This window comes from Salinisphaera sp. (genome assembly GCF_002729955.1).
GTDB lineage: Bacteria > Pseudomonadota > Gammaproteobacteria > Nevskiales > Salinisphaeraceae > Salinisphaera.
Genome location: NZ_PBYA01000051.1, coordinates 114877 through 125483, shown reverse-complemented (window position 1 = coordinate 125483; position 10607 = coordinate 114877). Strand labels below are relative to the sequence as shown.

At 62.1% G+C, this 10607-nt stretch carries 10 protein-coding genes; 6 read left to right on the top strand and 4 right to left on the bottom strand.

Features of this window, described 5'->3' with window-relative positions; genetic code table 11:
* Window positions 1–10 precede the first annotated feature (10 nt).
* Window positions 11–592, top strand: a complete 582-nt coding sequence (locus CMN27_RS14445) for an anti-sigma factor (protein WP_293627540.1) — start codon at window positions 11–13, stop codon at window positions 590–592.
* Between the two features lie 237 nt (window positions 593–829).
* On the opposite strand, the gene CMN27_RS14440 is transcribed toward CMN27_RS14445, so the two are convergent.
* Together CMN27_RS14440 and CMN27_RS14435 are read right to left on the bottom strand one after the other, a co-directional pair.
* Window positions 830–1657 carry a DUF547 domain-containing protein gene (locus CMN27_RS14440; protein WP_293627538.1) on the bottom strand — a complete coding sequence of 276 codons (828 nt, stop codon included), beginning with the start codon at window positions 1655–1657 and terminating at the stop codon, window positions 830–832.
* A 4-nt stretch (window positions 1658–1661) separates the two neighbouring features.
* Window positions 1662–2639, bottom strand: a complete 978-nt coding sequence (locus tag CMN27_RS14435) for an alpha/beta fold hydrolase (protein ID WP_293627537.1) — start codon at window positions 2637–2639, stop codon at window positions 1662–1664.
* Between the two features lie 185 nt (window positions 2640–2824).
* Here CMN27_RS14435 and glpK point away from each other — a divergent pair, with 185 nt between their 5' ends.
* From glpK to CMN27_RS14420, 3 genes are all read left to right on the top strand, one after another.
* Entirely contained in the window at window positions 2825–4309 is a 1485-nt protein-coding gene (gene glpK, locus CMN27_RS14430; protein WP_293627536.1) for a glycerol kinase GlpK, read from the top strand.
* Between the two features lie 169 nt (window positions 4310–4478).
* Window positions 4479–5426: a glycosyltransferase gene (locus CMN27_RS14425; protein WP_293627535.1), complete on the top strand. Its 948-nt coding sequence runs from the start codon at window positions 4479–4481 to the stop codon at window positions 5424–5426.
* Window positions 5427–5438: 12 nt separating this feature from the next.
* Window positions 5439–6197 (top strand): methyltransferase domain-containing protein, encoded by a 759-nt coding sequence (locus tag CMN27_RS14420; protein WP_006913040.1) that lies wholly within the window; start codon window positions 5439–5441, stop codon window positions 6195–6197.
* Here the strand turns inward: CMN27_RS14420 and CMN27_RS14415 are convergent.
* Window positions 6191–7498 (bottom strand): asparagine synthase-related protein, encoded by a 1308-nt coding sequence (locus CMN27_RS14415; RefSeq protein ID WP_293627534.1) that lies wholly within the window; start codon window positions 7496–7498, stop codon window positions 6191–6193. The genes CMN27_RS14420 and CMN27_RS14415 overlap by 7 nt on opposite strands.
* 104 nt (window positions 7499–7602) lie before the next feature.
* Between CMN27_RS14415 and CMN27_RS14410 the strand changes: the two genes are divergently transcribed.
* Window positions 7603–8367, top strand: a complete 765-nt coding sequence (locus tag CMN27_RS14410) for a glycosyltransferase (RefSeq protein WP_293627533.1) — start codon at window positions 7603–7605, stop codon at window positions 8365–8367.
* 9 nt (window positions 8368–8376) lie between these two features.
* Entirely contained in the window at window positions 8377–9309 is a 933-nt protein-coding gene (locus CMN27_RS14405) for a glycosyltransferase family 2 protein (RefSeq protein ID WP_293627532.1), read from the top strand.
* Window positions 9310–9384: 75 nt separating this feature from the next.
* Here the strand turns inward: CMN27_RS14405 and CMN27_RS14400 are convergent, their stop codons facing one another.
* Complete coding sequence (locus CMN27_RS14400; protein WP_293627531.1) at window positions 9385–10356, bottom strand: malate dehydrogenase; 972 nt, start codon at window positions 10354–10356, stop codon at window positions 9385–9387.
* Window positions 10357–10607 lie beyond the last annotated feature (251 nt).

The window sequence follows — 10607 nt, the reverse complement described above, 5'->3', positions numbered from 1 at the left end:
TTAATTTTCGCTGCTTGCGCTTCTCTGGTACCGCGCGACCCACGAACTCGGGCTGGAGCGCGCCACCCCGGTCGCGCCAAGCAGTCACAAAGGCGGCGCGCCCAACCGGGCGGCCGCAAACGACAGTGGGCCCGGCATCTGGCAAGGCGTGGCCCTGGTCGCCTCCGTTGCGGCGCTGGTCATGGCCGCGCTGCTGTTCACGGGATCGACCGAACGTCAGCCCGGCGTCGACGCCGCCGCACCGGCCTACGCCAGCGTGGTCTATGACGAGCCGACCGGCATGAGTTGGCTGGTGACCGCGCATGCGGGCACCGACAAGATGTCGGTGGTCGCCATGGGTGATTACGACGTGCCGGAGGGCAAGGTCTTGCGTGCCTGGCTCAAGCCCGAGAACGGCGAGCCGGTGTTGCTCGGCAAATGGCCGAACACACACGGCGATCATGAAATGGATGTCTCCGATGCCGCGGCCGAGTGTATGAACCGGCCGGCCAAGCTCATGGTTTCCATGGAGGATGCGGGCGCTGCCAGCAAGGCATCGAGCCCGAGCGGCAAGCTGATGTGGACATCGCCCATCGCGCGTCGCACCGGCTGAAGGCACGGCAACCATCGTAACCAGCGCTCAGGCAAGCGGTAGCGACAACCGGTTTACTGGCCTCTTTTACTGATCTCTCGGCCGAGGCGGCGATGATCGCCTGCAGACACACCGATGAATGTGCATAGCCGCCGCCTGACCCTGCGCGTCGTTCATGCCAAGGCCGGACCGGCGGCGATCAGAAAGGGCCCGGACGACGTTCGCACGGCGTGGCATGCGTTCGCCGACGCAGGGTCGTCAGTCTTCGCCCATATCGGCTTCATCGTTGAGCGCCCAGTCGTAGGCGTAGTCATCGATGGTGTCCTGCATATCCAGCTTCGTCGAGCGCTGGGGTTCGGCGAAGCGGCGCAGATGGCTGATGATGGCGCGATCGGTACCGCCGAAATCCTGCCCGTACCAGTCGTAGATTTTCGACACCACCAGTTCGCCGTCGTCGAAGCGAACGCAGGCGGGGCTGTTGACGTAGTCGCGCGCGTTCTGGCGCAGCAGGGTATATACGTTGTCGCCGGTATACGCCTGCGGACTCAGATCGGGGCAACTCATCGAGGCACAGTTGACGCCGTAGTGGGTCAGCCCGTCCTGCCAGATGGGCCGTAAAATCCGGTGCTCGATATCGTTGAGGCCGAGCTTTTCGCCGTCGACCTTGAGATATCGCTTCTTCCACGGCCCCGAGGAAATCAAGCCGCCGCCGATATCGCGGATCGAATCCACCGGGTAGGCGTCGAGTACCAGATCCAGGGTGAGCGCGTTGTATAGGTTGATCCAGTAGGCGCGTTGCACATCGCGGTTGTAGGCGGCGATATCGACCTGCTGCATGGACTGAATATAGAGCTTGAGCTGCCTATGGTCCGCCTCGCTGACTTCGCCGTAGCGCACGCCGTTGGGCGCGTGTTCGTGCGCCACGACGTATTTGCTCAGGAATGCATCGTAGACGCTGTGGTCGATCGTGGTCGTGGATTTTTCATCATGCGCCTCCCAGCGGGACCATAGATCGGCCTTCGGGGCCGCGAGCGCGGCGGTGCTGATGAACGAAAGGGCGATCAACGCGGCGATGAAACGACGCATCGGCTTACTCCTTGGATTCCAGGGGCGAATTGGGCGTGCCAGGGCCGGCTCGGCCCACCCAGCGATCGAGCCAGGAACGCACGTCGGCCATTACGGTATCGGCGGCCGTGTCGTGCAGCAACTCGTGACGTTGACCGTCGTAAACGCGAAGCTCGAGGGCGCGTTGGCCGTCGCCGTCGAGCGCTCTTGCCATGCGTTGCGGGCCACGCCCGAAGCCGCCCATCGGATCGTCGCGTCCGGCCATGATGAGTAGCGGCAGGCGCATCGGCAGTTGGCGTAGTCGATACGAACTGCTGCTACGCGCGATGCCGCGCAGCAGCGTATGCCAGGCGCCGGCGCGCAGGGAAAAGCCGCAGTCGGGGTCGCCGTTATAGGCGTCTACGGCCGCGGCGTCGCTCGACAGCCAGGCGTTTTCCCGTACCGAACCGTAATAACGCGACAGGCGCCGGTCGTAGGCCCCGATAATGAGCTGCTGTAGCGGCCTGCTGACCCCGTCCGTGCCCAGACGGGCGCACTCGATGCGCGCGAGCAGCGCGGCCGCCCCGCATTGCGACCGGCCCGGCCGATCGCTGCCGCTGAGAATGCCGCCGGCATACGCATCGCCGTACTGCTGAAGTACGCTCATTGCGAGGAACGAGCCCAGGCTGTGCCCGTACAGAAATATCGGCAGGCTGCCCACGTCGCGTGCCGCGCGCTGACGTACGCGCTGAACGTCGTCCACGAGCGTTTGCCAGCTGCAGCGCTCGCCGAGATCGCCGTGATCGATCGCGGCCGTGGTGGCCCCATGACCACGCAGATCAAAGGCGTGCACGTCGATACCGGCCGCGGCCAGATATTCGGCCAGGCGGGCGTAGCGGCGGGCGTGTTCGGCCATGCCGTGCACGATGATCAGAGCGCCACGCGGCGCCCCCTGGGCCGGCCAGCGATAGGCGACCAGCCGTGTTGCGCTATCAGTGCTGACCTGCTGTGTTTCGTACGTCAATAGTTGACCTGTATGGCCGGGTACACGGAAGCTGCATCCTGTAACGGAATCGATCGGTCGATCCGTTGGTGCCTGCGCCAGGACAAACATGAGAAACGGGCCTGGGCGACGCCGGACGACAGGTGCGTTTATCCTAAGCCCTAACAGCGAAAAGCGTATATGAACGAAGCCAAGGTCGAGTGCTCATGAGCGGTTCCCGTCATCTACTGGCCATCGATCAGGGCACAACCAGCAGTCGTGCCATCGTGTTCGATGATCAGGGCCATATTCGCGGCCGCGCCCAGCGCGAGTTCCAGCAGTACTTCCCGCAAGAAGCCTGGGTGGAGCACGACGCCAACGATATTCTTGCCGACGTGCTGGTCGTCTGCCGCGAGGCGATCGCCGACGCCGGGCTCAAGGCCGCCGATATCTGTGCCTGCGGGATCACCAATCAGCGCGAAACCACGGTGGTCTGGGATCGTTCGACCGGCGAGCCGATCGCCCGCGCCATCGTCTGGCAGGACCGGCGCACCGCCGAACGCTGTCGGGAACTTGCCGACGAGCGCACCGAAAGCTGGCTGCAGGATAAGACGGGGCTTTTGTTCGACCCGTATTTTTCGGCTACCAAGGTGGCCTGGCTGCTCGATAACGTGGACGGCGTCCGGGCGCGGGCCGAGGCCGGCGAGCTGGCTTTCGGCACGATCGACAGCTGGCTGCTGTGGCATCTGACCGGCGGTGCGGTGCATGCCACCGATGCCACCAATGCCTCGCGCACGCTGCTGTTCAATATTCACGAGCAGGCCTGGGACGACGAACTGCTATCGTTTTTCGATATCCCGCGCGCGCTGTTGCCGGAAGTGCGGGACACCGCCAGCGATTTCGGCACCATCCGGAAAGACCTGCTCGGCGCCGAGATTCCGATTGCGGCCATGGTCGGCGATCAGCAGGCCGCGCTCGTCGGCCAGGCCTGTTTTCAGCCCGGCATGGCGAAATCGACCTATGGCACAGGCTGCTTTTTAATGCTCAACGTCGGCGAAGAGGCGCTTGCTTCGCGACATCGGCTGTTGACCACGGTCGCCTATCGCATTGACGGCAAACCCACCTACGCACTCGAAGGGTCGATCTTCGTCGCGGGCGCGGCGATTCAATGGCTGCGTGACGCGCTGCATATGTTCGAAAAAGCCGAGCAGACCCAGGCGCTGGCCGCCTCGGTCGATCATACCGGCGGCGTCTATCTGGTGCCGGCGTTCACCGGCCTGGGCGCACCGTACTGGGACCCGGAAGCGCGCGGCGCGATTCTGGGGCTTACGCGCGATACCGGCATCGAACAGATCGTGCGTGCCGCGCTCGAGTCCACCTGTTACCAGACCCGCGATCTGGTGAATGCGATCGGCGACGATGCCGAGCCGCCGCGCGAGCTGCGCGTCGACGGCGGCATGGCCGCCAACGATCTGGTCTGCAGCTGTCTGGCCGATATTCTCCAAACGCCGGTGGAACGTCCCGAAGTGATCGAGACCACCGCTCTGGGCGCAGCCTATATGGCCGGCCTGCAGGTCGGGCTCTACGATTCGCTCGACGCGATCGCCGAGCTGTGGCGCGCCGAGCAGCATTTTGATGTCGAGAAAATCGCGGCCGAGGTCGATGCTCTCTATGAGGGCTGGTGCGAGGCCGTGGCCCGAGTGCGTGGATAATCGCCGGATCGCCGCGACATGAGCGTGCGGCCTGGCAGCGTGGGCCTGACGCGCCGATAATAGGCGTATCCGATACGCTGCTCGCCATCACGGGCGCATGCTTCGGCCCGGCTGATCGAATGGTCGGTTGGATGTCTTACTGACGATAGAACGAGCCAGAAAGCCAGCCATGGATGTATCCATTCTGTTCGCCACGCGCAATCGCGCGGCCCAGCTCGAGCGCACGCTTGACTGCTACCGGGCGCTTGATACGCACGGACTGGACTGGGAGCTGCTGATCGTGGACAACGGCAGTACGGATGCAACCGCCGAGGTCATCGAGCGGGCGCGTCGGGATTTGCCGATCACTTATCTGCATGCCGACGGTGTCGGCCAGAATCGGGCGCGCAACGTGGCCATGGATCGGCTTTCGGGCGAGCTCGTCATCTTTACCGACGACGACGTACTGCCCGAGCCCGATTGTGCGCGCGCGTATATCGACGCGGCACAGCGATGGCCGGACGATGTCATCTTCGGTGCGCGTATCGAGCCCAGCTTTCCCGCCGATACGCCGGACTGGATGACCTCGCCCGATTTCGAGTTTGCCACTACGGCCTTTGCACGTTACCAACCGGCCGACCAGGAAGGGCCGGTTGGTCGGCATCCCTATGGCCCGAGCTTTGCGGTGCGCAGGGCAGCGTTTCAGGGTATGCGTTTCAATGAACAGCTCGGGCCGCAAACCGGCAGCTATGCCATGGGCGGCGAGGGCGACTTTCTGCGTCGGTTGGCCGCACGCGGTCATCGTTATATTTACGTGCCCCAGGCACGGGTGGCCCATGTGGTGCGTACCGATCAGACGAACGCCGACTGGTTGCTTTCACGAGCCTACAAGAAGGGCCGTGGCCAGGTTTATCTGCCCAGTTCGAAGAAAACGCCGAAGCTGTACTGGCGCGGCGCACCGCTCAAACTGTGGTTGGCCACGCTGCGTTCCGGGCTACGCTATCAGCTATGCCGGCGTTTGCAGTCCGTACAAGAGCGGGCGTGCATCGAGCGGGGCATTACGTACCAGTTCCGGTTGGGCCAGATTGACGAGCTACGTGCCCGCCAGGCTGGGCTCACTCACAACGATCACGATTGAGATACCGATTCCATGCCATCCGAAGCCGTATATTCCGAAACCTTCTACCAAGATCGTCACGCGCGTACCGCGACCGCTGCCAGTCGTATCCTCGAGCTCGCGCTCGCGGTGCTGCCGCCCGTGGAATCCGCCGTCGATGTTGGTTGCGGTGTTGGAACATGGCTGGCGGAAATTCAGCGGCGCGGTATTTCGGATATTCACGGTTTCGAAGGTGAATGGGTCGATACCCAGCACCTCGAGATACCGACGGACTGTTTTTCGCATCACGATCTGACCACGCCGATCACGCCGCCGGCGAAAAGATATGACCTGGCGCTATCTTTGGAGGTCGCCGAACACCTGCCGGATTCCGCCGCGAATACGTTTGTCGAATCGCTCAGCGGGCTATCCGATTGCATTCTGTTCTCGGCCGCCATTCCGGGCCAGGGCGGGCGCCACCATATCAACGAGCAATGGATCGAGTACTGGCTGGAACGTTTCGCGACGCACGATTATGTGGGGCTGGACGTGATACGGCCCCATATCTGGCAAGACGACGAGATCGCGGAATGGTATCGACAGAACGCGATACTTTTGGTCGCAAGATCACGTCTGGATGAACTGAGTCTGGAAGCACCGCCGCACGTATTGAAACCGTTCTCGATGGTGCACCCGATCGCGTTCTCGTCCATCACGCAGCGCCTGCGAGCCCAGATCGACAAGGATCAGACCCTGGGCGGTTCGTGGAAGCTGTTTCGGCGTGCGATCAGGTCGCGTATTCGCGGCTACTGAGACGACGAGGGCTCGAACAGGTCGGGCCGAGCCTCGAGCAGCAGTTCGAGGTTGAACAGCACGTTCAGTGCCTTGAAATGGTCGGTCTTTTCCTCACGATGTCGACGTAATATTCCCTGCGCGTCGATCCAGGGTATGGCCCCACTATCGTCCAGCCGAGCCATGCTTTCATCGAATAAGGCGGCCACAGTACTGTCTCGGCGAAGTTCGTTTCGGAAATCTAGATATTGCCAGCGGCGATCGGCTGGCGGCACATGAATGTTCGGAAGGATATGACTCAGGCGTGACCGTAGTCGACGTTGCCGCCGCAGCTTCTTTCGATAGCGACGGATTTCAGCGTCGCTCGCGCCCAACGGCAGACCGCCGCTCGCGGTGGTCGGTAGTGCGAAAAGCTCGGGATAGCTGTACTGGAACAGGGCGATGAAAAAGCGCTGATCGCGGCGTAGTGCGTCCGGTAGGCCGAGGATGAAGGCACACCATTCGGGGTCCAGAAAGGGACTGAGCACTTCGTAGCCGGCCGGGCAGACGACCGGGCGGACCAGGCGTTGTTGGCGAATCGCGTGATCCAGCTGCTCGAGCGGGCCCATCAGGTCCATATCGACGAATGGCGCGCTCGGCAGCGCATCGATCGGCACCATATCCTTATCGGTGAGCTTGATGGTACGGCTTGCCTGATGCCACGCCACGAACGATTCCCGGGCTTGTTCCCAGTTGCTGCTGGCTCCCTTGTCGAGGTGCTTGCCCGATAAGGCGTCGCCACAGAAGCCGTTGATGTAGGTGAACTCCTGTCCGTAACGCCACGCGATCTGCGCATTGAAAAACATGTCGATAACCAACGATGGCGATGGCTCACCCTTGGCAACATCAAGCAGTGCGGCTCGCGAGATCTGTATTTGTGTCAGGTCGATTCGTTCGTTGGCAACACCTGCATGAGCTGCGATACGGGGTGCAATTTCGTAATCAAAGGCGCCCGGCACACCGTAGGTGACGGTTTTGACAGGCGCGCCGCAGGCACGCAGACCGCCGAGCACGGCGCGCGAGTCCAGACCGGCGCTCAGGGGTAGTAACAACGGGCGTGTGGCGCGATTCGCGGCTTTTCGGCAGATATGGTTCCAGAGGTCGGCGCCCTGCGCGAGCAGCTTGTCCTGAGAGGGTTCGGGCTGACGCCGGCGCTGTCTGGCCGCCTTCAGGGTATCGACCTCGAAGGGCAGGCCCTGGATCGGCACGGGTCGATTGATGGGTACCCCGTAGTGCAGTGTTTCAGCCAGGGCTTGTCGGTCGATCGGTGTATCGCGGTTCATGCTGGAACAGGCAAGGAGTTTTCTGTGATTATACGCAGGCCGTATAAGGCGCAGAGCGTATGGCAGGTATGTCCGGACTTACGTCCAGCCCTGTGCTGCCACGAATGACATTCAAGAACGAATCTATGACCTTGACCCGAGACGGCATTACATTTGTCATCACCAGCTGCGGCCGGCCCGAGTTGCTGGCGCGAACGATCGACAGTTTCGTGGCACACAACACGTATCCCATCGCCCGCTATATCCTGATCGAGGATTCCGGTGATCGCGACATGCTCGATTTCATCGAGCGCCGCTTCGGCGATCTGTTCGATACGGTGTTGTTCAACGAGCCGCGGCTGGGCCAGATACGCAGCGTGGATCGCGCTTATGCCCAGGTCGACACGCCTTATATCTTTCACTGTGAAGACGATTACGAATTCTTCCGGTCCGGTTTCATGGAGGATTCGTTATCGGTACTCAAACACGATCCTGGGGCGATCACCGTCTGGCTACGCAACCTCTGGGAAGGTAACCGGCATAAGTTCGAAGAGCGGATACGTTATACCGACGATAACGTGATGTATCGGCGCGTATTGCCCAAGACTTCGCGCAACCACACATGGTACGGCTTCACGTTTAACCCAAGCTTGCGCCGTCTGGCCGATTACGAGCGGATCAAACCATTCAACGATGTCGGACACGAGCTCGAAATCAATTATGCGTACCATGAACTGGGTTTTTATGGTGTGACCCTGGAAGAGGGGGCGGCAAGAGATGTAGGCCGTGGCCACCACGTTCCCGACGTGGGGGAATCTTTCATCCAGCGGATCAGAGCCGAGTTGCGCCGCCGGCGTCGTGCCCGGCGCGAACGTCGCGCGCATCGTTGAGGCCATGGCATGGCCGTGACAGAGGTCGCCATCAGTGTCGTGATCACGACGCGTAATCGGGCCGAGAAGCTGGCCGTGACCCTGTCGGCGCTCGCCGATCAGCGCGATATCGCGTTCGACTGGGAATTGATCGTGGTCGACAACGCCAGTACCGACGCAACCGCGCAGGTTCTGGAAAGTGCCGCCGCCGAGTTGCCACTCGTGGTGTTGCGCTACGACAAACCCGGCAAGTGTCGCGCACAGAATTATGCACTCGAGCACGTCCGCGGGACCTTGCTGACATTTACCGACGACGATGTGGGCATCGATGCATACTGGCTGTCCAGCTTGTGGCGTGCTGCTCGGGACTGGCCCGATGCGGAGCTGTTTTGCGGCCCGGTGGTAGCGCGTCTTATAGGCGATGTGCCGGTCTGGCTGGAAGGCAAGGGCGGGCAGGCGATTATCGAACGTCACTGTGGTCATTATCGACCGCGCGAGCAGGAGGGCCCGACCGACGTGCCTGCGCTCGGCGCGAACATGACGATACGCCGCAGCGCGCTAGGGGAGCGACGCTTCGACGAAAACGTGGGGCCCGATGGCACGCCGGACTACATCAAGGGCGGGGATACCGATCTGAACAAGGCGCTGATGGCCCAGGGCCACCGTTGTGTCTATGTCCCTGACGCCGCGATTACCCATTATGTGCATACCGATCAACTGACGCTGCCGGTGCTCTTCCAGGGCGCCTACCGGCGTGGCCGCAAGAATGCCTATCTGTACCCGCGGACCGGCGGCGTACAGCTGGCCGGGGCGTCGCTGTCGCTGTGGATACGGCTGGCCAAGCAATGGCTACGCTATCGTCTGAGTGCGAATGCGGCGCCGCTCAAGCGCTACGAGATCGGTATGAAGTATCACTATCGGCGCGGCTATCTCGACCAGATGCGGCGCAAGGCCCAGGCATGAAAAAAGCCGCGTCCATGCTGGACGCGGCTTTTCAGATCGCGAGGCGCTTATTCACACGCCAGCCATGGGCGCGACTTACAGCAGTTCGGAAACCGCTTCACGCTCGCTGCGCAGCTCGTCTTCGGTCTGCTTCATGCGCTCACGGCTGAACTCGTCGATTTCCAGATCCTGGACGATTTCGTATTTGCCGTTCTTGCAGATGACGGGATAGGAAAACATGATGCCTTCCTCGACGCCGTAGCTGCCGTCGGCGGGGATACCCATCGACACGATGCCCTTCGAGCCGTTCACCCAGTCATGGATATGGTCGATGGCAGCCGAGGCGGCCGAGGCCGCGCTGGAGGCGCCGCGGGCTTCGATGATCGCCGCGCCGCGCTTCTGCACGGTGGGGATGAAGTCGTTTTCGTACCAGTCGCGATCGACCAGATCGAGTGCGGCCTTGCCGTTGACCGTGGCTTGGCTGATATCCGGGTACTGGGTCGCGCTGTGGTTGCCCCAGACGATCATCTTGTCGATATCGGTGACCTGGGTGCCGGTCTTCTGGGCCAGCTGCGACAGGGCGCGGTTGTGGTCCAGACGCATCATGGCAGTGAACTGGCCCTTGTCCAGGTCGGGCGCGTTGCTGGCCGCGATGAGGGCGTTGGTGTTGGCCGGGTTGCCGACCACGAGCACCTTGACGTCACGCGAGGCGTGGTCGTTGATGGCCTTGCCCTGTACGGAGAAGATGTCGGCGTTGGCCTTGAGCAGGTCGGAGCGCTCCATGCCCTTGCCACGCGGCTTGGCGCCGACCAGCAGGCAGATATCGGCGCCCTTGAAGGCTTCTTCGGGCTTGTCGGTGCCGATGATGTCCTTGACCAGCGGGAAGGCGCAGTCGTTGACTTCCATCATCACGCCGTTGAGCGCATCCATGGCCGGCGGGATTTCCAGCAGCTGCAGGATGACCGGCTGATCCGGGCCAAGCATGTCGCCGGCGGCGATACGGAAGATGAGCGAGTAGCTGATCTGGCCGGCGCCGCCGGTAATGGCTACGCGTACGGGTTCTTTCATGGTGCGCTCCTTGTAAATGAAAAGGTTTGAAGACAGACGCGGGACGAGCCTGCCACGTTGTGTCAGTGACGCCGCGGCAACGATGCCCGAATTCGATAAACTAGGGGCGATCGCGCGACGGCGACGGCTTTTGTGTCCACGTCGTTTCAAAAGTCGGTCGCAGAGCATAGCCGAAACACCAAAACGGGTAAAAAAACAGCGCGCATCCACTCGCGACCCCTGGTCGTAGCCCTGCGTTGGATCGGCCCGTA